We start from the raw sequence: 22,631 nt of genomic DNA, 5'->3' as shown, positions 1-22,631 counted from the left end.
GGTCACCATTTCTGGTGACCTTTTTACTTATCATTAAGTAGATCAGAAAGCCGAAACCTTAGATGGTAGGCTCATATCCTTTTTCATATTCTCTGGACCATAGTTTTTTGGCGGCCTTAGAATTAGTGATATGCCCATCCGCTGGATTACATTCCAATACTTCTCCTGTACGGGAGGCGATATTGGCCAAGTGACAAAGAAGGGTGGATTTTGCTCCTTCGTCTATAGGAGAATTTTGCTTCTCTATTCCACGGATGGCCTGAAAGAAATTATAGACGTGTGTGGTGGACACATCACCGCCGCCACCAAGGGCAGTACCTGCCTCATTTCCACCGCCATAATTTTCTCTTACTAATTTTCCATCACGGTCATATTGCTTATAGCCACTACGATCGATGAAAGCCGAACCCTCTGTACCATAGATGATCGTTCCTCTTCCGCCACCGTAGGTATTATAGCTATTTCTGCTTTTGCCATCCCACTGAATGGTTTTATTATCTTCAAATTTGAATACTGCATCCATCGTATCATACATGGTCCATCCATCATCGGCGAAGTGGTATTTGCCAGAATCGACCATTACACGATTTGGGAAATCTACCTGTAAGGCCCAGCGTGCGATATCTAGTTCATGGGTAGCATTATTTCCGGTCTCTGCCGTACCAAAATCCCATCCATACCAGTGCCAGTTATAATCCCAGGTATCGTGCATATACTCCTTACGTGGAGAAGGACCCTGGTACAGATCCCAATCCAATCCTTCAGGGACAGCTGCTTTTACTGGCTGAGGCACCTGGCCTCTACTATTGGAATAGAATGCGGTGGCTTTATAAGGTTTGCCGATGGCTCCAGCGTGAATAGCATTTACAATCTCCTGAGACGGAGTAGAGGAACGCTGCTGGTTTCCCATTTGCACCACTTTATTGTATTTCTTTTGGTACTCAACGAGCAATTCGCCTTCGCGAGGATTATGGCTACATGGTTTTTCTACATACACATGCTTGCCAGCTTCCACGGCCATCCAGGTACCTGGTGCATGCCAGTGATCAGGAGTGGCATTGATGATGGCATCCACATCCTTGTCCTCCAGCACTTTAAAGATGCTATTCTCCAGTTTCGGTACATTATCGATGCGGGTGGAGAAGCTCTTGGCGGCTTTTTCACGCTGAGATTTCATCACATCGCACAGATAGACTAAGTTTACATTGGACTGAGGAAGGGAGATGGGATCGTAATAAGCGCCCAATCTTCTTCCCAGGCCACATATCGCTACATTGATACGCTCATTTGCACCAATGATATTGGCATAGCTTTTAGCAGAAAACCCCAAAGATCCCAAACTTGAAATCCCGGCAGTTGCCAAAGCTGATTTTTTTAAAAACTCTCTACGGTTATTATTCTTTTTCATGGTCTTTTATAAATAATATTCGACTAGTAAAACAGCCCGCCTCATTACCTGCATCTCAGAGAAAATTCATTAACCCAATTCCAAAGGGTATGCTTAGTAATGGAAAGCGGGTTAGGGCTTATTGTTTAAAAAAAGACCCTGCCAACTCTTAGGAGAAACAGGGTCAGTTTTATGTGATCAGGATCTATTTAAGAAGCGGATTTTATTTCAGCTCCTTAATTTTAATATTTTTATAACTTACGTTATTACCGTGGTCCTGAAGGAGAATATGTCCTTCTTCAGCCTCACCGAAATTTTTCCATTTGGCATATTTACTTTTAGCCACCAGCTCTCTAAAAGCCTCAGAGCCTCTGTCATATTCCAAAACTTTCACACCGTTTAGGTAGTGTTCCACATGATTGTTAGGATATACCACCACACGGCCAAGGTTCCACTCACCGATTGGTTTCACGAATCTAGGCTGCTTATCAGCAGTAATAAGGTCATACAGAGAGGACATGGTTCTATTGCCATCGCGACCTTTTTTAGCATCCGGGTGACGCTCATCATCCAATACCTGATATTCCAATCCAATAGCAGAACCAGAAGTTTCTTCGTCAAGGGTGACAAAATATTTCACACCACTGTTTGCACCTTCAGTTAGCTTAAAGTTGAAAGACAAATCAAATGCACTATACTTATCCTTAGTGACGATATCACCATAAGACTGAGATTCGCTTCCGTCAGACTCAGCGATGCTTAATACACCGTCATTGATAGACCAACCAGCGGTAGGAAATTCATCCTTATAAGCACCGATCCAGCCATCACTGTCTTTACCATTGAATAATAACTTCCATCCGTCTTGTTTTTCGTAATCCGTAAGGGTGTTATCAATGGTGCTAACTACATATATGCCAGCAGGAAATTCCTTAGACTGAAGGTCTTCAGTTTGGATTTTGATGTCTTTGAAAGAGGTTTTTCTTCCAGCATGCTCTGGGTTACTTCCCACGCTATGCACCTGAAGACCGATAAATCCTTTGCTATCCATATCATCTACCACGTAGGCAACAGGGACGTCATTCACCCAGGTCTTGATCACATTGCCGATCGCTTCGATACGGTAATGATTAAATTCGCCAAGCTTAAAGGCTTTTCTAGCCTCTGGATTTAGCGTCAATGGATATAACCATCCACGTCTCGCCTCATCATATAGTCCGCCAGACCATGCTCTTTCTTTTGGGTCAGCTTCAATTTGGTAGCCGAAAACCCTGTTTTTCTCAGCATCATATTGGCCTCTGGTCATTACACCAGAATTACTAGTAATATCCTCTATTTTGAGGTCCAGTTCCAAAATATAATCGGTGTACTCTTTCTCTGTAGATAGGAAGGTATTTGGAGTGTTTATTTTTGAGTAACCGACGATCACGCCGTCCTCAATCTTAAATTCTGCCTCTCCACCTAATGGCTTCCAACCCTCTAAGGATTCACCATCAAATAAGGAGGTCCAGCCATCCTGTGTAGCAGCAGTCTCGGTGCTCTGTGAGCACGAAAAGCAAACCAATCCACTTAGTATCAACGCAAATGGAAAAGATAATTTCTTAAACATGTTAATATTGGTTTTATTGAATTTTGTAAGTTAAAAATGAGGATTTAATCTTTCGTTTTCAACTATTGGTCTTAGTTTAATTACGAAATCGATTCCGAGAACGGCCTCTACATGCCGCCCACGCCAAATCCCGGCATTCTTTCCAATATACCTGATTAGCCGCGACTTACCTTAATCCCCTCAGCGCTATTTTACGCTTTGTTTAGGACAGAGCTCATGAAATACCTTCGGAATATCGTATTCATGATCATTTATTATTTTTGCCGGAGGCAATCCTAAAGCTTCTATAAGGTAAATCACCGATACCCATGAAATATGCATATGCCTATCATTTTTTCATAAAGATCTTCGCCTACTCAGGAGCGCATAAAAAAATGCCATGACGGTAGGTCATGGCATTGAAGTGGTAATGAGTGAAAAATCCGTTGGTTTATTAGTTGGTTGGTTTTATTTATTTAAAGCAACTTTAGCGCGATTGTTTTCATCCTATCGCATTCACCAAAGCTGAATTATAAAGACACGCCTCTTTTCCAAGGGATAAAATCATCCTGATTTAGCAGGATGGCCTTCGCTTTCTTTTCTCCACTGGCTATTTGGATGATATGCTCAAGAATTTCCTCGCCCATCTCATCAATGGTCTTTTCACCAGAGATCACGCCGCCGGTATTGATATCGATGATATCATCCATTTTATTGGCAAGGATATGATTGGAAGATACTTTGAGCACGGGAGTGACTGGATTGCCAGTTGGGGTGCCAAGTCCAGTGGTGAATAGGATAATATTTGCCCCTGAACCAGCCATAGCCGTGGTACTTTCCACGTCGTTTCCTGGTGTACACAGCAGGTTTAGGCCTGGTTTGGTGACATATTCTGCATAGTCGAGCACATCCACGATGGGGGAGGTTCCACCTTTTTTGGCCGCTCCGGCAGATTTCATAGCATCAGTAATCAAGCCATCTTTGATATTGCCAGGGCTAGGGTTCATATCAAATCCAGAACCCACGGCTTCTGCGGAGGCTGCATAAGAGCGCATAAGCGAAACGAATTTCTCCGCTGACTCATCGCTCGTGCAGCGGTTGATGAGTTCTTGCTCAACACCACATAATTCCGGAAATTCTGATAAAATGGTTTTGCCACCTAGTGCCACCACCAGATCTGAGGCATGACCCACAGATGGGTTGGCTGAGATGCCAGAGAATCCATCTGATCCGCCACATTCTAGTCCCACAGTAAGTTTGCTCAGAGGAGCAGCTTGTCTTTCATATTGGTCAGCATCGGTAAGCGCTAGGAAAGTCTGCTGAATAGCAGTAGTCAGAAGTTGATTTTCAGTGCCTTCCTTTTGTTGCTCCAGGACGATTACTGGTTTTTGCAGATCCGAATTGATCTTATCCAGTTTTTCCTTGAGTATAGCAGGTTGGGCATTTTGGCATCCTAAGCTCAAGATGGTGGCTCCAGCCACATTTGGATTGTTGATATAGCCTGCTATAAGAGCACAGAGCATTTCGGAATCCTGGCGAATTCCTCCGCAGCCCCCTTGGTGAGTGAGGAATTTGATGCCATCAATATTTTTAAAAACTTTATGTTCGCCATCTTGCTCGATGGTTTCGACGCTAAGGGTTTCGATTTCAGATTTTTTGCCCTGGGTATATAGGTCTTTCATTTGTTTTACGAAGCTCTTATACCTATTGGGTTTTGCGAAGCCTAGTTCTTCCACAAAGGCCTGCTTCATTATTTCGATATTCCGATTTTCACAGAAAACCAATGGGATTACCAACCAATAATTGGCGGTACCTACCTGGCCATCCTGTCTGTGAAAGCCTTGGAAGGTACGATTTTGCCATTTGGAGACGTTGGGAGGCGTCCAAGGTTTAAAATCACGCAGTCCGGTAAATTCGGAAGTTTTGTGGGCTACATTTTGGGTGGTGAGTACTTCGCCTTCGGCAATGGGGCTCATGGCGGCACCACAGATGATGCCATACATGAATATTTCTTCCTTTGCAGCAAAAGCTTGTTGTGCAAATTTATGTTTGGCTTTCACATCATGTGTCAAAGTGATGCTTTTACCCTCATAATTAACCACTTCACCTGCTTTGAGGTCTGTAAGAGCCACCAAGACATTGTCATTGGGGTGAATCTTTAAAATATTATTTAGCATGTTCGATAAATTTTTTATTATATTGCGCAATCGATTGCACAATTTAGGTAAAAAAAAATTAATGTGAATAAATTTCCCGATTTTTTTCAAAAGGAAATTATTTTCAAGTTAATTCGGGAAATAAAAACACACAAATCCATGAATAAACGAGTAATTACCCTAGGAGAAATCATGATGCGACTTTCTACTCCAGGGCACGAGAGGTTTATCAATGCAGACCAGTATAATGTGGTCTATGGTGGAGCAGAAGCAAATGTTGGTATATCACTTGCCAATTGGGGAGTGTCAACAGCACATGTGACGGCCTTCCCAAGCCATGATATCGGCAAGGCCGCCATGCAATATTTACGTTTTGCGGGCATCGACACTCAGTATGTATTTTTTGATGAGGGAAGAATGGGCCTTTACTTTCTGGAGAACGGAGCGATGCAGCGTTCTTCAAAAATTGTGTATGATCGATTCGATTCGGTATTTGCCAATTTTGACCCTGCCAAAATCAATTGGGAGGAGATTTTTGATGGAGCGGATTGGTTTCACTGGACCGGTATCACGCCAGCCATCTCTGCCTCAGCGGCACAGATTTGCAAAGACGCCGTGGAAGCCGCCAGCAGACTAGGCGTGAAGATCAGCGGGGATATCAATTACAGAAGAAATCTCTGGCAGTACGGCAAAGGTCCTCTGGATATCATGCCCGAACTTATCGCCAAAACCAATTTGGTGATCGCTGGACTCACAGACTTCGAAAATTGCATGGATATCCATGAAAAAGACTATATCAGTGCCTGTAAAAAAGCACAACAAAAATGCCCTTCCATCCAGTATATTTCCACCACTTATAGAGATAGTGTGAGTGCTTCGCACAATGGTCTATCGGGAATCCTGTGGAATGGTGAGCAGCTCCTGGAATCAAAATCTTATGATATGACCCATATCGTTGACCGCGTGGGTGGGGGAGATGCTTATATGGCTGGATTGATTTACGGCTTATTATTTTTGGAAGATCAGCAAGCCCTGGAATATGCGGTAGCGGCTTCTGTGCTGAAACACTCCATTCCTGGCGATGCCAATTTCGTATCGGTAGAGGAAGTAAGCCAGCTGGTAAAAGGAGAAAATGTAGGAAAATTATTACGATAAAATAGCCAAAATGAAGATTAACGAAATTATCGATGCCATGGAGCAGACGGGTATGATCCCTGTCTTTAACCATGCAGATGTAGAAGTGGCAAAACACGTGCTCGATGCCGCCTATAATGGTGGTGTCCGCGTTTTTGAATTTACCAACCGGGGAGAAAATGCCCTCGAAGTATTTACAGCCCTTAAGGCTTATGCTTCCAGACATACTGATTTGGTATTGGGAATAGGTACCATCTTTACTCCAAAAGAAGTAGAGGATTTTATCGCTGCAGGAGCAGATTTTATTGTTTCTCCTGCTCTGATCCCTAATGTAGCTGTCACATCCAACAGAAATAATGTGCTGTGGATCCCTGGCTGTGGAACAGTTACTGAGATTTTTAACGCTAAAGAAATGGGGGCCAAAGTCGTGAAAGCTTTCCCGGGTAATGTCCTCGGCTCCTCCTTTGTCTCGGCAGTGAAAGCCGTGATGCCAGAACTCAAGATCATGCCCACCGGCGGAGTGGAACCTACAGAAGACAATCTGAAGGAATGGTTTGGCGCTGGCGTAACCTGCGTAGGCATGGGCTCACAATTATTCAAAAAAGAGTGGATCAGCCAGCAGAAGTTTGATGAACTGGAAAAGCAAATCTCAGAAACGCTGAACATCATTCAAGCTATTAGAAACAAATAATTGCTATGATAACAATTAACAATAAACCTAAAATTACTTTTAAACCTCTATTACTGATTGCATTATTGATTTTGTCCTCCTGCGGTGGTGGAGATGGTGTCCGGGTGATCAAGCTCGGTCATGGTCTCGATACCAAACACCCTGTCCATGATGCCATGGTCTATATGGCAGAGCGATTGGAAGAGAAATCCAATGGCAAGATGATCATGAAAGTCTATCCCAATGCCCAGCTGGGCAACGAGAGAGAGCTAGTGGAATTATTGCAGATCGGCAGCCTTGGCATGACCAAAGTTTCCTCGGCAGTGATGGAGAGTTTTGCCCCAAAAATACAAGTCTTAAGCCAGCCCTATCTTTTTAGAGATGATGAGCATCGCGATCGTATCCTGAAAGGGGACATTGGTAAAATGCTGCTCAATGAAGGGACGCAGTTTTGGCTCAAAGGCTTATGCTATTATGATGCAGGCTCCAGAAGTTTTTATACCAAAGATAAGCCCGTGGAAACTCCCGAGGACCTTGTCGGCAAGAAAATCCGTGTGATGGAAAGTAATACGGCCATCAATATGGTCAATAGTTTTGGAGGCTCGCCGACTCCCGTATCCTGGGGAGAACTGTACACCGCCCTACAGCAGGGAATCGTGGATGGAGCGGAAAATAATCCTCCGAGTGTGATCAGTTCTCGACACTATGAAATCTGCAAATTCTATTCTTTGGATGAGCATACAGCTGTTCCGGATATGCTGATCGTAAGTACCAAAGTCTGGGATTTACTAAACGATCAGGAAAAACAATGGGTGCAGGAAGCGGCGGATGAATCAGCTACTTTTCAGTACAAGTTATGGGCAGAAGCCGAGGCAGAAAGCATGCGCCTCCTGGAAGAAGCGGGAGTGACCATCACCAAGCCAGACAAGGAGCTCTTCAGAAAAGCCGTGGAGCCTATGTACGAGCAGATCAAACAGTCCGAGCCTGAAATGTATGAAATTATAGATAAAATCAGAAAACATGATTAACCCAAGCCACTCAGTCAAAAACAGAATCAATCATTCGGTGGGTTATGTCCTTATGGTCATCATGGCCCTTATGGTAATCAATGTGACCTGGCAGGTATTATCACGCTATATCCTTATGTCCCCGAGTAGTTTTACGGACGAACTAGCCCGATTCTTACTCATCTGGCTCGGGATGTTAGGAGCAGCCTATGTTGCGGGACATAATGAGCACCTGGCCATCGATATACTACCCTCCAAGCTAAGCGGAAAACCAAAAATGAGGTTGATGGTATTTATTCACCTGATCATCATCTGCTTTGCCGTACCGGTGATGATCTTTGGAGGATGTAACCTGGTATATATTACCTATATGCTTGGGCAGAAATCCACGACCTTACAGATCCCTTTGGCCTATGTATATACTGTCATACCTATAAGTGGGATATTAATTTTTGCTTATCAAATAGCAGATATAAAACTTTTGCTATCACGTAACCCAAAATCGTAACCATGGAATACATCACTATAATAATATTAGTACTCAGCTTCATCACGCTGATGAGTCTTGGGGTGCCAGTCGCCTGGAGCTTAGGCTTTTCGAGCTTGCTGACGCTGATGGTGACGGTCTCCGCCGTCCCATCCATGACCACCATTGCCCAGCGGATGGGAGCAGGGCTCAACAGTTTTTCTCTCTTAGCCATCCCCTTCTTTATATTGGCAGGGGAGATCATGAATAAAGGTGGGATCGCCAATCGGCTGATCAACCTCGCCAAAGCCATGAGTGGAAGGCTCCCCGGTGGATTGCTCTATGTCAATGTCATCGCAGCCATGCTTTTTGGTGCTATCGCCGGTTCGGCTGTAGCAGCAGCTTCCGCACTGGGAGGTATACTTGGGAAGAGAATGGAAGACGAAGGCTATCCTAAGGAATTGGGAGTGGCTGTAAACGTCACCTCCTCCACCACCGGATTGATCATCCCTCCCTCCAATGTGCTCATCGTATATTCCCTCGCCAGTGGGGGAGTTTCCATCGCTGCGCTTTTTGTGGCAGGGTATATTCCGGGCCTATTTATGGGCCTTTTGCTGATGCTTACCGCGGCGTACTTTATCCGTAAGGAGAAATTGCCTCCAGGAGAAGCTACCTCCATGAGCGAACTTGGAAGAGTTTTTATCGATGCCGCTCCTAGTTTGACACTTCTGATCATTGTGATCGGAGGGATCGTCATAGGCGTATTTACCGCAACGGAGGCCTCAGCTATCGCCGTACTTTATACCTTAGCCCTTTCGTTGTATTATAAAGAGTTGAAGATTAAGGATATACCAGCGATTCTCTTGAAGTCCTCCGCTACCACCTCCGTAGTGGCGATGTTGATCGCGACGTCCATGGCCATGTCATGGGTGATGTCCAGTGAGGATATCCCGCAGTCTATAAGCGCAGTTTTACTGTCCCTGAGTGATAATAAATTCGTAATCCTTATCATCATAAATCTCATATTGCTATTTGTGGGGATCTTTATGGATATGACTCCGGCAGTATTGATCTTTACGCCGATTTTCCTTCCTGTGGTTACCGAATTGGGCATAGACCCAGTCCACTTTGGGATCATCATGGTGCTCAATCTATGTATTGGATTATGTACCCCTCCTGTGGGATCAGTGCTGTTCATAGGCGTCGGGGTGGCAAACACCTCCATCGCCAAGGTCGTCAAACCCCTATTGCCCTTCTTTGTGGCCATGATTATTGGCTTGATCGTCATCACGATCTTCCCACAACTTACCCTTTGGCTGCCAGGTTTATTTGGATTATAATCTAAAAATGATTTTGCCCTGATAAGAGCTTTGATCATACTATTGCAATAATTTGAAAAAAGGCCTCCATTCATTTGGAGGCCTTTTTTTTAGGTATGAATTTATAAATGCAAAGTTTACTTCCTATTGCCCCCCAACGATCAGCCTATCTGAAGCCCTATAAAGGTCTATTCTATGGCTATACTCTCTACAGCAAGAGGCATTCCTAAGGACTAAGCCCAGCTTAAATGCTTTTTTAGAAAATCAGACTGAATGAAAATTCAGTGTTTATTGTATTTTTTTAATATTATCTTACAAAAACTACCAGTTATTAGGGATTTTTATAAAGTACCTTGGTAAAAATTAATTATTTTATTTATTTTTAACATAAGACACGTTAACAGTTAGAGGTAAGGATAGTTATCATAGAGAGAATGGTACTCCGGGTAGGAGTCCGCATCCTCTCTCATCATTTACCTATTAGAGAAGGGTTACTTTCCCTTTTTGTTTTCATTAAGGTTTTGAGGGAAATGAAAGGCTGCCAAATCAGTACTGAGCCAGTGATTATGAAAACTATTGTTAGGTAATTAAAAAAGGAACTATGCAGGATTTTGTGGATTATTCTATGGAAAGTTTAGGGGATTCTGGTCAGCACATATGGGACGATTACGAACCCAGCAAGAACTTTTTTGTCAGTGATAAGATATTTGTTCATTTCTTACAGAAAGAACTTAGCCCGGATGCCTGGTCGTTTTTGCAGCCCAAGCTGGTAAAACTAGGTAAATTGGCTGCCAGCACACTAAATGAGCTCTCCATAAGTGCTCATATGCATAGTCCAAAATTTGTCAAAAGGGACCTTTTTGGTAGAGATATTGACAATATCATCTTTCATCCTTCGCGGCATGAGCTGATGAAAGCCGCCAACCAAACTCGCATGATGGGCTCCAGTGCCATCACCTTTTTGTCGCCGGAGTTTGAGGGACAGCAATACCGAATGGGTTATGCCTTGCCCTATATTTTGGCCCTTTCGGACTCCTCAGTGACCAATATTATCGGGATGAAAGATGCCTTTGGGCAGATCATGAAAAGATATGCCAACCCCGAGCTGCAAGCCAAATTTATAGAAAATGACTATTTGCTAGGTCCTGAAAATGCTTCCGAAGTCTGCTTTTGCTTCAGAGAAAATGCTGCTGGGCTGAAATTTGATGCGATCAGCACCAAGGCCATCCCCTTAAGAGATGGAGTCTATAAGATATCAGGAGAGAAGAGCCATTGTGAAAATATACATGCTCATCTAAAGCTGGTGCTCGCTGCCGTGCCATCAGAAAACAACGAAAAGCCGAAGCTTTCTATATTCTTAATCGAAGGCAATAATAAACCAGGTGTCTCCAAGGAATTTGAAATCAAAAACCTGGATCAAAAGCTCGGCATGCATAGCTTACCCGTCGGAGACCTGCTGTTTAAGGATTGTACCGCATTTCTGCTAGGCGAGGAAGGCCAGGGAATGGAAATATTGGAAGAGCTCATGAAGGTCACCAATATCTGGTCAAGCATCTCCGCCGTGGCTGGCTTCAGAAGATCACTGGTCGAGGCCTATCAGTATGCCTGCTACCAAACGTATGATGGCAATCGCCGACTTCTGGATCATCCCAGCACCTTGGCCAAATTAGAGGCTTTGAATAATCAATTCGTAGCCGACTTCTATTTGCTCTGGAAAACCATCCGTATGATGGACAAAACCGGCCCTGAAAAGCCACATCTGGAATCTAACCTCAATCACCTGATCCCTCTGATCAAAAATCACTGTGTGAATTCCGCTATTTCGGGCATCGGTCAGAGCATGAAGATCATGGAATCCCATGGCTATATGGAGCAAGGTGTCATCCCTAAGTTCATAAAGGATTGCCTCGCCCTTCCGCTCCTGCATCAATCCTCCATCCACACCGTCTCCGTCATCGTAAAAAACTGGGCAGAGGTACAGGATATTTCTTCCTTCTTTGAGCCGCTGACAAGCTCACTAGAGCATTTTCCTGACTTAGAGCTCCTGAAGGTGGAGTTGAAGAAACTGCTCAGCCATATCGAAGAAAGCAGATATGATGATCCGGACTTTTTGGATTTTAATGCTGACAAAATCATGAAAAACCTGATCATGTATATCCAGTTATCCATGCTCTTGCATCAGGAGGATCATGAAAGCGCCGCATGGATTCATCCCGCCATCAATCAGATAAAAGCTAATTTCCTAGGTCAAAATTCCCTTCTGGCCCTTCCCGTGGGTGCACAAAAGATTATTGGCCAGCTCGCCTGGGGATTCTGATTTTATTTCACAGTAATTATCAGATAATGAATTAGTTAAACTAGTCCTAAATACACATTATTCGAAAAGCGCTGGCGGGTACGGGAAAGGGGAGTACCTATTATATTTTGATTATTTTTCGCGGTATTTGCCAGGGAAGGCTGAATAAAGGTAGAATAAAGTATATTTTTGCTCCTGCATAGTGTTTTTCCTCAGCCTGAGGTATCTGGCTTTGGGGAATATCAAGGAATGCTCTTATCGAAACTCAATGAAAAAAATCATACCTGTCTTCCTTCTTTTTATGTTTTGCTTTAGCCTATCGGGCTTCGCCCAAAAGGAAGGGTTCATCAAGCGATATATCAATGGCATTATCAATGATACCAGTGCAGTCTATAAACCCCAGTTTCTGGTTTATCCGACCGTAGCCTATGCTCCCGAGACCAGCTGGGAACTAGGCTTCAGCTCTTTATATGTCTATTATGCCAAGATGGACACGGCCAATCGCCTCAGTGAGATCAATGGTTTTACCTTTTTTACCCTTGCAGGGCAATATGGATTATGGTTTGACCATGCGATCTATAGCGATAAGGAGGAGTGGTTTTTCCTTGGTAAGTTAAGGATTCAGCGCTTTCCCATGTATTATTATGGCCTCGGGCCAGACAGCCCATCAGACTATCAGGCACTGGTGGATTCTCACCAAATCCTGCTTAAAGAACGGGTCTTAAAAAAGCTTAGAAAGGATTTTTACCTTGGGGTCGAACTTGATTATAACCAATTCGGATCAGTAGAATTTGAGCCTCATCATGAGGGTCAGGTTATCGACTATCCTGTGGGCTATGAAGGCTCTACCAATATCGGTATGGGGCTGGGTTTTGTATATGACAACCGCCATAATGTGCTGAATGTGAGGGATGGATTATTCTCAGAACTAGCCTATATCAAATACGCTCCATTCTGGGCGGGCGAATATGAATTTTCCACCATCATCTCAGACAGTAGGATTTATCGCCCTGTGGGCAAGAATAATATTATCGCTGGTCAGCTTTTTGGGCAGTTTAATACAGGAAATGTTCCTTTTAATATGATGAGCGCCTTGGGTGGAGAAAGCCTCATGAGGGGCTATTATATGGGCCGATACAGAGATAAGGATTATATGGCCACACAGGTGGAAATGCGTTTTTTGCCACTTCCACTCGGCTTTTCGAAGCGCTTTGGCGCAGCGGTTTTTGCATCAGCAGGTACCGTATTTGATGATTTCTCCAATTTGGCCTTAAATAAGGTCGTCTATTCAGGAGGAGCAGGGCTGCGCTTCCTTCTCTTTCCAAAAAAGGACATCTACACCCGCGTGGATGCCGCTTTTACCAGAGAAGGACATGGCTTTTATATCTATATTGGGGAAGCCTTTTAGCCTGATTCCCATAGTGTTCCTTCATATAATTTGATGGAGAGAAAACCTTATGAGCTGAGGCTAAAAAAAACAAGCCTGCGAAAAAAGAGTTAACCCTTATGTTTCGCAGGCTTTAGCACTTATATGGCTGTGAAATTCCTATTTGGAGTCTCTGGTTTCTATTACCTTCAATAGTAACTCTGGCTCATCAGTGGTGATGAAGTCTATTCCCAAATCCAGTAACCATTCCATATCTTCCTGGCTATTAACCGTCCAGGAGTTGGTGGTTAAACCCAGAGATTGTGCTTCCTTGATCCATTCTGGATTTTCCTTCAGAACTTTGATATTATAATCAAAACCAAAGAATCCTTTTTCGGACAATTCCTTAGGGCTTTTATTGCCAGTAAGGTAGGCTATATTCGCATTAGGATCTGTGGCAATAGCTTCCAGACCTCCCTCATAGCTGAAGGTGATATAATCTACCCAGTCCTGAGCCTCTAGCTCGATCACTTTTTCCACGGATTTTCTGGCAATAATTTCACTTCTTTCTACCCCGATTTTTGATGGCTTAATTTCAAATATCAGCTTGGTGCTGCTTTGCTTCATGCCTTCTATCAGGTATTCTTCCACCGTAGGAAGTTTCTCTCCATTGGGATGCGTTTTGGTGAGCAGCTGCTCATAGGTGCTGTGCTCTATTTCCATTCCTTCAAAATCAGCATCGTGATTTACCACCAACACGCTATCCTGAGTCATCCAAACATCAAACTCACTTCCTTCGCAGCCCAATTTGACCGCTTCCCGAAGAGAAGCCAGGGAGTTTTGAGGAAAGCTATGGTTCTTCCACGCCCCCCGATGAGCGATCACCTTATTGGTGTTAAATTGATTATTCATATTGCAACTTATGGTCACTAAGGCTAATAAAATGACTGAAATACTACCCAAAAATTTCATATTGGACTTACAATTTAGGAATGCTGATAAATATTAGTTCTATTATACTGATAATTCTTATAATCCACCAAAGTTAACGCATTTCCAGAGAGGAACTATTTCAGCGTTTAGGTTTAATGATTTGTTAATACCAAGGAACCTTTCCTCCCAAATCACTACTTCTCGCCTCGGTTTATTCTATATATCGATTATTTGCTTTCACATCCTTTTTACTCCACATCCATGATAGCATGCCTTGGAGCTTATGCAGAAGATAGGGGAAACAAGGGAGATGCCCGTGGTTTTCATCAATGATGCTTTCTCCGACCTGGAGTTTGGAGGTTTATTGTCTCAAGTCACCAATTTCAGGGTCATTTATAAGCCCTTCCGGGCCAAAGACCTATAGTCCTCGGTCAGGGATTTATTAGATAATCCAGCCATGGTGTCCACCTTTTAGAAGATTTTCTATTATTATTCCCAATAAAAAATTCAGTAAATCCCTAGTTGCAAAACAATTGCATGCTTATGTTATTATCTTAGCAACGTGAAATGGTTTACCATCATACTAAGTATTTATCTATTGGGCATCGTAGCCGTGCCTTGCGGGGACGTGCTATCTGACAGTGAAGGGGACGCTGCCCAGCAATACCTAATGGTGGACCATGACGATTGTACAGGAGATGATTGTTCTCCGCTATGCGTATGCCATTGTTGTCATATCCATATTGTAGAAGCCAAATTGATGGAACTTGATTTTAGCATTACTTATCCCAGTCCAAAGACCGAGGTCGGTATATTATTTTATGGAGAGGAGCTATTTGAATTTTTGAAACCTCCCAGGATTGCCTAAGAGCAGGTTGATTTTTTATTCGCTTTAGCTATTCTAAAGCAGATATCACCGGGCTCATTTTCCCACTATTTTCTTGATACCTATTCCACTGGCCATGTATGCGAGGGCTGTATTGTCAATCATTCTCAGACCTTAGCAAACATTTTCAATGAGTCATTAATAGGTTTTGGATCATTGATTTTCCACCAAATGGAGCGGAAAATCGATCGGCTGTACTTTCATTTTAAGCAGCCAAGTCCCTATCAAGAATCATAGTCCATTCATCAATTTTCATTTAACTATTATAATTTTATCTATTGTAAATCAATTGATTATGAATTGCAATAAAAGAAAGTGTTTGATCATAAAAGACAAGAAGCATGATAAATAAGCTTATTACATTTTCCATTCACAATAAGCTCATCATCGGACTATTTACCCTGGTGATCATAGGCCTGGGGATATGGAGCATGCTAAAGGTACCCGTGGATGCTGTGCCAGATATCACCAATAATCAGGTGCAGGTGATCACGCAAGCTCCCAACCTTGGTACAGAGGATATTGAGCAGTTTGTGACTTATCCAGTGGAGCTGGCAATGGCGAATCTCCCTGGAGTGATAGAAGTGCGTTCCGTTTCTCGTTTTGGCTTATCGGTGGTCACCATCGTTTTTGACAACGAAATGGATACTTACCTGCCAAGGCAGCTGGTATCTGAGAAGCTAACAGAAGTGAAAGAAAGTATCCCTGAGAATATAGGAAAGCCCGGCTTAGGGCCGATTTCCACTGGACTTGGAGAGATATATCAGTATTCCATCGAGGTGGATAGCGCCTATCAGGACCAATACAGCCTCATGGACCTTCGGACGATCCAGGATTGGATCATTCGCCGGCAGATGGCTATGGTGCCCGGTGTGGTCGAGGTGAATGCCTTTGGCGGAGAGGTGAAGCAGTATGAGGTGGCCGTATCGCCGGACAAGCTTAAGTCCATGAATATCAGTATGGCTGAGATCATGAGCGCCTTGCAGGCAAATAATCAGAATACCGGAGGGGCATATATTGAGAAAAACCACCAGGCCAATTTTATTCGTGGTGAAGGGATCGCCAGAAGCATCTCCGATATAGAATCTATTGTGGTCAAGCAGTCTCAGGGCATTCCCTTGACAATCAAAGACATCGGGGAAGTCCGATTTGGCGCTGCAATCCGCTATGGCGCATTTACCAAAAACGGACAGGGTGAAGCCGTAGGGGGGATGATCCTTATGCTAAAGGGAGAAAACTCCGCCGAGGTCATCTCCGCAGTAAAAGCACGAATGGAGCAGATCGAAAAAAGCCTACCTGAAGGTGTGCATATCGAACCCTTTTTGGATAGAAGTAACCTCGTCGAAAAGACCACCAGCACCATCAAATCCAATTTGCTCGAAGGGGGCCTGATTGTGATATTGGTCTTGGTGATTCTGCTTGGTAACTGGAGAGGTGGCCTTATCGTGGCCTCTACCATTCCCCTTAGTTTGCTTTTTGCCTTTATCCTCATGAATATCTTCGATGTATGGGCCAACCTGATGAGTCTGGGGGCGATAGATTTTGGGATTATTGTGGATGGTGCCGTGATCATCGTGGAGAGCACCGTTTTCTACCTTCATCAGCATTTGAAAAAAGGCAAGCTGATCAGTGCCAAGTCGAGAAACAAAATCGCCTTGTCCTCCAGCAAAAGGATGATGAATTCTGCCTTCTTTGGTCAGCTGATCATCCTTATTGTATTCTTACCAGTACTAGCCCTGGAAGGGGTGGAAGGTAAGATGTTTAAGCCAATGGCCTTGACCTTTATTTTTGCCATGCTTGGCGCCATGATTCTTTGTCTGACCTATGTTCCCATGATGTCCGCCTTATTCCTTCGTGTCAAGGAAAGTACTAAGGCCAGCTGGAGCGACAAAATTCTGGCGAAGACAGAGAAATTCTACCTTCCTCTACTTACCTGGTCATTGCAGAAAGGCAAGCTGATACTGCTATTTATGCTTGGATTGGTGATTGCGACCGTATTCTTATTTCGCGATATGGGAGCAGAATTTATCCCTCAGCTGGATGAAGGGGATATTGCCTTTCATATCGTCCTTGCTCCAGGGAGTTCTTTGACCGAGTCGGTAGCTGTATCCACCAAAATAGAGAAGATCCTTTTGGAAAATTTCCCCGAAGTAGATCAGGTATTAAGTAGGTTTGGGGTGGCAGATGTGCCCACCGATCCCATGCCCATGGACATAGGTGATTCCTTTATTATCCTCAAACCCAAGTCGGAATGGGTGTCTGCCTCGACCAAAGAGGAGCTGATAGAGAAAATAAAAGCGAAAATCAGCCAGGTGCCAGGGGTTAATTTTGAGTTCACCCAGCCTATAGAAATGCGGTTCAACGAACTGCTGACAGGGGTTCGTGAGGACATCGCCATCAAGCTCTTTGGTGAGGATCTGGAGATATTGGCTGATAAGGCCAATGAGATCGCAAGCATAATCGGTGATACGCCAGGGATCGGCGATCTAAAGGTGGAAGCGACCACCGGTCTGCCGCAGATGACGGTGAAATATGACCGCGAGAAAATCGCCCAATATGGCTTGAATATAGAAAAGCTAAACACCACCATTGCCACGGCCTTTGCAGGACAGAGTGCTGGTCTGATATTCGAGGGAGAAAAAAGATTCGACCTGGTTTTGAGGCTTGACTCAGCGGACAGAAGTGGCATAGACGATGTGGAAAATCTATTTATAGACCTTCCAAGCGGGCAGCAGGTGCCGATGGGCCAGGTGGCTAAAATCAGCTACCAACCCGGTCCCATGCAGATCAGCCGTGACAATACCAACCGAAGAACCTATGTGGGCATCAATGTGCGTGGTCGGGATGTACAAACGCTCATGGAGGAGATAAAATCTAAGTTAGATGAAAACCTAAGCTTGCCTCCAGGCTACTATATCCGCTATGGAGGAGCCTTTGAAAACCTGGAACGCGCATCCTCACGCTTGCAGATCGTGGTTCCTGTGGCATTATTATCCATTTTTGTTTTGATTTATTTTGCTTTGGGAAGTTTGCCACAGACCCTGATGATATATATCGCCATACCACTCGCGGCAGTGGGAGGGGTATTTTCACTATGGCTCAGAGGGATGCCTTTTAGTATTTCAGCTGGCGTCGGCTTTATCGTATTATTTGGTGTAGCGGTCCTCAATGGGCTGGTGCTGATCAATGGCCTAAATGAACTCAAGGAAAATGAGAATTTGGGTTTAAGGGAAAGAATAATATTGGCTACCAAACGAAGGCTCAGACCTATTATGCTAACCGCGCTTACCGATATCCTGGGTTTCCTTCCCATGGCTCTGTCCAGCTCGGCAGGTGCAGAAGTGCAGCGTCCACTGGCCACAGTGGTCATCGGTGGCCTACTGACTTCCACCATCCTGACCTTATTTATCTTACCGATTCTCTATCAGTGGATGGAATCCAGACCTTCAAATGGACGATCTATGAATACGCTCACCAAAGCCATGGGAATAATTACCTTTTTCGCCCTGACAATTCCTTTTGCCGCCGAGGCACAGGATACCAATGCCATTAGCATTAGTCAGGAGAAAGCCATTCAAAAAGCTCAGCGCAACTATCCTGAACTGCAGCGAGCACGGCTGGAAATAGAAAAGGAGAAGTTTATGAAGAAGTCCGCCTGGGATTTTGGGAATACGCAGGTCTTCACGGGCGGGGAGGAGCTCAAGGATGGCAATGGGATCTATACCATCATAGGGTTGCAGCAACAGCAGATGGATATCTTTGGGATTCCCGCCAAAACCAAATACCATGAGGCTAGGATAGGACTGGCAGAGGCCGCCTTAAACCTTAGCATGGCCGAGCTCACACAGGAAGTTCGCAAAGCCTATGCTGAGGTGTATATTCAGAAAAGAAAATTGGACTTATTCCAAAAAATAGATTCTACCTATGCTAGGGTGGAGAGAGCCGCCGAGGTACGTTTTAAGTCTCAGGCGAGCAGCAAACTGGAATGGCTGGCAGTGGCAAATCGTCATCGACGCTCCTCCATAGATCTTCAGAAAAGCCAGCAGGACTTATTGATGGCCGAAGGGCGGTTTAATCTATGGATGTTTAGTGATACGCTCTATACCGTGGAGTCTCTTACTGTGGATGATTGGATAGCTTCAAATCCAGAAACCAACCTCTCCCAGGAGCCGCATCCCCTGGTGCTGATCAGAGAGTCACAACTGGAAGCTTCCAAAACGGCTGTTAAATCAGCGACCGCCAGCTATCTGCCCAAAATATCTGGTCAATATGGTATTCAGGAAGTGGGCGGGCAGACTGGTTACTCTACTTTCCAACTGGGGATCAGCCTACCGCTTTTTTTCAACCAAAGCCAAGCTCAAGTACAGCGCGCCAAGGTGGAATCTAAACAGGCCTATTCGGACCTAATCTGGATGGAGGAGAAGTTGTCTTTGGAAAAATCAAATGCCTTTCTGGACTATAAAAAATGGCAGAATACCTACCAGTATTTCCAAACAGAAGCCTTTCCACTCGCTGAACAGCAGCTCCGAGGTGCCCGACTTGCCTATGAGGCAGGACAAATCGATTACCTGGAGCTCATGCAAAATGTCAATGATGCCTTACAATTAGAGTTGGAAGGCCTGGAAGCGCTGGAGTATCTACTGACTGCCAGGATCAAATTGGATTATCTTAACCAAAATTATAGCAAGTAATCATGAACTATTCCTATATATTATCCTTAATTCTGCTTTTAAGTTTTTCAGGTTGTGGCAACAGCTCGGAGACGGAATCCTCCCATGAAGAGGACCCACATGAGGAGCACCATGATGATGGGGTGCACCTGAACCAAAGTCAAGTAGATGCACTCGGTCTGAAATGGGGTCCGGTAGAAGAGCGCAACTTAACCAGTTATGTAGAAGCCAATGGGATGCTGGAAGTGCCGCCTCAGAATGAAGCCGCCATCACCAGTATGATTGGGGCCAATGTGGTAAGTATCACCATCATTGAAGGTGATAAGGTCAGCAAAGGGCAGGTGTTGGCATATATATCGCATCCGGAAATCGTCCAAATCCAAAGTGATTATATCGAGAAATTCTACGAAAGGGACTTTCTGCAACAAGAATATGAGCGCCAGCAAACCCTCCTCGATGAGGAAGTAGGCGCCGGTAGAGACCTGCAGCGTACCCATGCCTCACTCAAGGCCATGGATGCACGAGTGCTGGGCTTGGAAAAGCAACTTGAGCTTCTCGGCCTTCAGGTTTCTAAAATCAAAGAGGGGGATATTCAAAATAAAATCCCTATTAGAAGCCCGCTAGACGGCTATGTGAAGAAGGTACATATCAAGATGGGACAATATGTACAACCGGAATTTGAGATGTTTGAGATAGAAAATATAGATCATATCCATGCCGATCTGATGGTGTACGAAAAGGATATTCACAAAATCCATGAAGGTCAGAAGGTCCGATTTAAGGTGCAATCAGTCCCGGAGCAGGATCTTATCGCAGAGGTATATGCTGTCGGAAAATCCTTTGAGGACAATCCAAAAGCCATACATTTGCATGCGGAAATTGAGAATAAACGAGGGGTGCTCATCCCGGGCATGTATGTCCGAGGGCAGGTTTTGGTAGGGGATACCTTGCAGCTGGCGGTGCCCGAGACAGCTATCGTTTCCGAAAATGAGCGAAACTATGTCTTCTCGGCAGAAAAAGAGGGAGAAGAATGGGTATTTAAACCCATTGAGGTCATCACCCAAAATCAAAGTAATGACTGGGTTGGGATTTCCTTTATGTCAAAAGTCGATTCCACCCTCAATATCGTCCAAAACCAAGCTTATTATTTGAAAGCCGAGAAAAATAAAAGTGAGGCAGGACATTCTCATTAAGAGATTTTGCTAGTGGGGATGGAGGAATATAATTGTCCCAAAAAACCCTTATATGATACCTTCTAAGATCAACCTTTCCGAAATTTAACTTTTGGTCAACAGATTTTGAACCAATGCGTATAGCCCAGATTTGGATGGTAATGGATGATTTGCGGTTATTTTCTTTGGCTCAAAAGGATCTTAAGTCTAATCCTAATCCCCCTTATCAAAGGGAATTTATATTTAATCAAAGAAAAGGCCTTCTCATTATTGTGAGAAGGCCTTTTACTATTCAACTCCTAAATTAGTTACCCATATAATTGGTCTTTAAAGCACGACTGATTTAATCAATAATTAGTTTTTGATCGTACTTATCAACGAATTGGTCAATGGGGGTGATTATATACACACCACTGCGGAAGGAATTTCCTTTGGAGAGCTGAAGGATGGATTCTGATACGGTTTTTTCATAAACCAAGGCTCCAAGTCTGTTATGAATTAACACCTGAACAGTCCCCAATTCCCCAAAATCGATCGTGAAATTTTGCGTCACCGGATTTGGGAAAACCCCTAATTTATTCTGATAATCATTGGATGTTCCTTCGGATTCATTGATAGACATTTTACCTGCAGGAATTGCAGTGCAGTGGCTTCCTACCGAATACATCAGCCCATTGTCAGCTGCGGGGCTATTATTATTTTTGGGGACGGTGACCCTTACTTGCTCTAGACTTATATTGTGATTTTCCTCATAGAAAGCAAGCTCTATCGTATAGACTTTGCCATCCCCGGAACCTGCTCTTTCTTTTCTCAAGTCAACAAATTTACAATTTGCACCGATGACGATATCCTCGGTGGTATTGTCATCTCTCTGACCATTATCGGCCTCATCAGAGCTTACCGATAGGGTCAGGATATTGTCTATAGATAGGTCTAAGCAATTATCACTTACCGAACCTACAAAATCTGATACATCAAAATTCTGGTACTCATGGTTTGGTGGCCACATGGAAATCGACTCAGTGGTCAGATGTATGACTGGAACTTCGCCATCTATCCCGATTACCTCAAAGGATAATGCCGTTTTATTCCCACTGTGGTCGGTTACCAGTATATTGACAGTGGTATTTCCATTTGTAAATTCACTTCCAGAGGCGGGGGTACTTTGGATGAAAGAAATGCCACAGTTGTCCGAGGCTTCGATATCAAAATTAACAATTGCACCGCAAACACCCGTGTTATTTCCCACAGTAATGGTACTCAATGGCGCAACTGTGGGTGGGATGCTGTCAAGTACGGTCACGGTGCTGGTACCTGAAACTGCATTTTCATAAGCATCTGTTACGGTCAATACCACTTCATTATCTCCAATATCCTCACAACTATAGGCAGTTCTGGAAGCTGTATAAGAGCTGATTCCACTCAGATCAGTACTGCCTCCATCCATATCCTGTGGACTGATATTGGCATTTCCTGTTTCATCCAGATATACCGTCAGGTTTTTGCTCAAAATCATCGGTGGATAGCAATCTTGCCAGGTGCAATAATTAGGTCATATTATCCATGCTTATTTCTGGGCTT

16 protein-coding genes are annotated in these 22,631 nt (G+C 44.0%); 11 read left to right on the top strand and 5 right to left on the bottom strand.

Translation table 11 applies throughout. The features are described from left to right. Positions 1–58: 58 nt before the first annotated feature. The 3 genes from B050_RS0111885 to B050_RS0111875 form a co-directional block, all read right to left on the bottom strand. Positions 59–1,408, bottom strand: a complete 1,350-nt coding sequence (locus tag B050_RS0111885; protein WP_018474143.1) for a Gfo/Idh/MocA family protein — start codon at positions 1,406–1,408, stop codon at positions 59–61. Positions 1,409–1,610: 202 nt separating this feature from the next. Beyond that, a complete protein-coding gene (locus B050_RS0111880) occupies positions 1,611–2,996 on the bottom strand; it encodes a 3-keto-disaccharide hydrolase (RefSeq protein WP_018474142.1) in 1,386 nt (461 codons plus the stop codon). Positions 2,997–3,505: 509 nt separating this feature from the next. Further along, positions 3,506–5,152, bottom strand: a complete 1,647-nt coding sequence (locus B050_RS0111875; protein WP_018474141.1) for a UxaA family hydrolase — start codon at positions 5,150–5,152, stop codon at positions 3,506–3,508. Positions 5,153–5,290: 138 nt separating this feature from the next. Here B050_RS0111875 and B050_RS0111870 point away from each other — a divergent pair, with 138 nt between their 5' ends. The 7 genes from B050_RS0111870 to B050_RS0111840 all read left to right on the top strand — a co-directional run bounded on the left by B050_RS0111870 (position 5,291) and on the right by B050_RS0111840 (position 13,431). Then, positions 5,291–6,286 (top strand): sugar kinase, encoded by a 996-nt coding sequence (locus tag B050_RS0111870; RefSeq protein WP_026235835.1) that lies wholly within the window; start codon positions 5,291–5,293, stop codon positions 6,284–6,286. Positions 6,287–6,296: 10 nt separating this feature from the next. Beyond that, a complete protein-coding gene (locus tag B050_RS0111865) occupies positions 6,297–6,956 on the top strand; it encodes a bifunctional 4-hydroxy-2-oxoglutarate aldolase/2-dehydro-3-deoxy-phosphogluconate aldolase (RefSeq protein ID WP_018474139.1) in 660 nt (219 codons plus the stop codon). A gap of 5 nt (positions 6,957–6,961) precedes the next feature. Beyond that, positions 6,962–7,963, top strand: coding sequence for a TRAP transporter substrate-binding protein (locus B050_RS0111860; RefSeq protein ID WP_018474138.1), 1,002 nt, complete (start codon positions 6,962–6,964; stop codon positions 7,961–7,963). Then, entirely contained in the window at positions 7,956–8,450 is a 495-nt protein-coding gene (locus tag B050_RS0111855; RefSeq protein WP_018474137.1) for a TRAP transporter small permease, read from the top strand. The genes B050_RS0111860 and B050_RS0111855 overlap by 8 nt, the downstream gene beginning before the upstream one ends. 2 nt (positions 8,451–8,452) lie before the next feature. Next, entirely contained in the window at positions 8,453–9,748 is a 1,296-nt protein-coding gene (locus B050_RS0111850) for a TRAP transporter large permease (protein WP_018474136.1), read from the top strand. Between the two features lie 580 nt (positions 9,749–10,328). Then, positions 10,329–12,044: an acyl-CoA dehydrogenase family protein gene (locus B050_RS0111845; RefSeq protein ID WP_018474135.1), complete on the top strand. Its 1,716-nt coding sequence runs from the start codon at positions 10,329–10,331 to the stop codon at positions 12,042–12,044. A gap of 247 nt (positions 12,045–12,291) precedes the next feature. Beyond that, the gene (locus B050_RS0111840; RefSeq protein ID WP_026235834.1) at positions 12,292–13,431 is read left to right on the top strand and encodes a BamA/TamA family outer membrane protein; all 1,140 of its coding nucleotides are present in this window, start codon (positions 12,292–12,294) and stop codon (positions 13,429–13,431) included. A 138-nt stretch (positions 13,432–13,569) separates the two neighbouring features. Here B050_RS0111840 and B050_RS0111835 read toward each other — a convergent pair whose 3' ends face one another. Beyond that, a complete protein-coding gene (locus B050_RS0111835) occupies positions 13,570–14,301 on the bottom strand; it encodes a glycerophosphodiester phosphodiesterase (protein WP_018474133.1) in 732 nt (243 codons plus the stop codon). A 304-nt stretch (positions 14,302–14,605) separates the two neighbouring features. Here B050_RS0111835 and B050_RS23455 point away from each other — a divergent pair, with 304 nt between their 5' ends. From B050_RS23455 to B050_RS0111815, 4 genes are all read left to right on the top strand, one after another. Then, complete coding sequence (locus B050_RS23455; RefSeq protein WP_157492765.1) at positions 14,606–14,746, top strand: hypothetical protein; 141 nt, start codon at positions 14,606–14,608, stop codon at positions 14,744–14,746. Positions 14,747–14,884: 138 nt separating this feature from the next. Continuing rightward, positions 14,885–15,190: a DUF6660 family protein gene (locus B050_RS22920; RefSeq protein ID WP_157492763.1), complete on the top strand. Its 306-nt coding sequence runs from the start codon at positions 14,885–14,887 to the stop codon at positions 15,188–15,190. Between the two features lie 359 nt (positions 15,191–15,549). Continuing rightward, positions 15,550–19,899, top strand: coding sequence for a CusA/CzcA family heavy metal efflux RND transporter (locus tag B050_RS0111820; protein WP_018474130.1), 4,350 nt, complete (start codon positions 15,550–15,552; stop codon positions 19,897–19,899). 2 nt (positions 19,900–19,901) lie between these two features. Next, positions 19,902–21,071, top strand: coding sequence for an efflux RND transporter periplasmic adaptor subunit (locus tag B050_RS0111815; protein WP_018474129.1), 1,170 nt, complete (start codon positions 19,902–19,904; stop codon positions 21,069–21,071). A 322-nt stretch (positions 21,072–21,393) separates the two neighbouring features. Here the strand turns inward: B050_RS0111815 and B050_RS0111805 are convergent, their stop codons facing one another. Beyond that, complete coding sequence (locus tag B050_RS0111805; RefSeq protein ID WP_018474127.1) at positions 21,394–22,566, bottom strand: HYR domain-containing protein; 1,173 nt, start codon at positions 22,564–22,566, stop codon at positions 21,394–21,396. Positions 22,567–22,631 lie beyond the last annotated feature (65 nt).

Origin of the sequence: Echinicola pacifica DSM 19836 (genome assembly GCF_000373245.1) — a bacterium.
Classification (GTDB): domain Bacteria; phylum Bacteroidota; class Bacteroidia; order Cytophagales; family Cyclobacteriaceae; genus Echinicola; species Echinicola pacifica.
This window is presented reverse-complemented; position numbering and strand designations above follow the sequence as displayed.

Excerpts from the sequence above, each read along its gene's own strand:
- B050_RS0111855 (WP_018474137.1), top strand. The coding sequence starts at position 7,956 with ATGATTAACCCAAGCCACTCAGTCAAAAACAGAATCAATCATTCGGTG.
- B050_RS0111815 (WP_018474129.1), top strand. The coding sequence starts at position 19,902 with ATGAACTATTCCTATATATTATCCTTAATTCTGCTTTTAAGTTTTTCA.
- B050_RS23455 (WP_157492765.1), top strand. The coding sequence starts at position 14,606 with ATGCAGAAGATAGGGGAAACAAGGGAGATGCCCGTGGTTTTCATCAAT.
- B050_RS0111850 (WP_018474136.1), top strand. The coding sequence starts at position 8,453 with ATGGAATACATCACTATAATAATATTAGTACTCAGCTTCATCACGCTG.
- B050_RS0111860 (WP_018474138.1), top strand. The coding sequence starts at position 6,962 with ATGATAACAATTAACAATAAACCTAAAATTACTTTTAAACCTCTATTA.
- B050_RS0111875 (WP_018474141.1), bottom strand. The coding sequence starts at position 5,152 with ATGCTAAATAATATTTTAAAGATTCACCCCAATGACAATGTCTTGGTG.
- B050_RS0111845 (WP_018474135.1), top strand. The coding sequence starts at position 10,329 with ATGCAGGATTTTGTGGATTATTCTATGGAAAGTTTAGGGGATTCTGGT.
- B050_RS0111885 (WP_018474143.1), bottom strand. The coding sequence starts at position 1,408 with ATGAAAAAGAATAATAACCGTAGAGAGTTTTTAAAAAAATCAGCTTTG.
- B050_RS0111870 (WP_026235835.1), top strand. The coding sequence starts at position 5,291 with ATGAATAAACGAGTAATTACCCTAGGAGAAATCATGATGCGACTTTCT.
- B050_RS0111865 (WP_018474139.1), top strand. The coding sequence starts at position 6,297 with ATGAAGATTAACGAAATTATCGATGCCATGGAGCAGACGGGTATGATC.
- B050_RS0111820 (WP_018474130.1), top strand. The coding sequence starts at position 15,550 with ATGATAAATAAGCTTATTACATTTTCCATTCACAATAAGCTCATCATC.
- B050_RS0111880 (WP_018474142.1), bottom strand. The coding sequence starts at position 2,996 with ATGTTTAAGAAATTATCTTTTCCATTTGCGTTGATACTAAGTGGATTG.
- B050_RS0111805 (WP_018474127.1), bottom strand. The coding sequence starts at position 22,566 with ATGATTTTGAGCAAAAACCTGACGGTATATCTGGATGAAACAGGAAAT.
- B050_RS0111840 (WP_026235834.1), top strand. The coding sequence starts at position 12,292 with ATGAAAAAAATCATACCTGTCTTCCTTCTTTTTATGTTTTGCTTTAGC.
- B050_RS0111835 (WP_018474133.1), bottom strand. The coding sequence starts at position 14,301 with ATGAATAATCAATTTAACACCAATAAGGTGATCGCTCATCGGGGGGCG.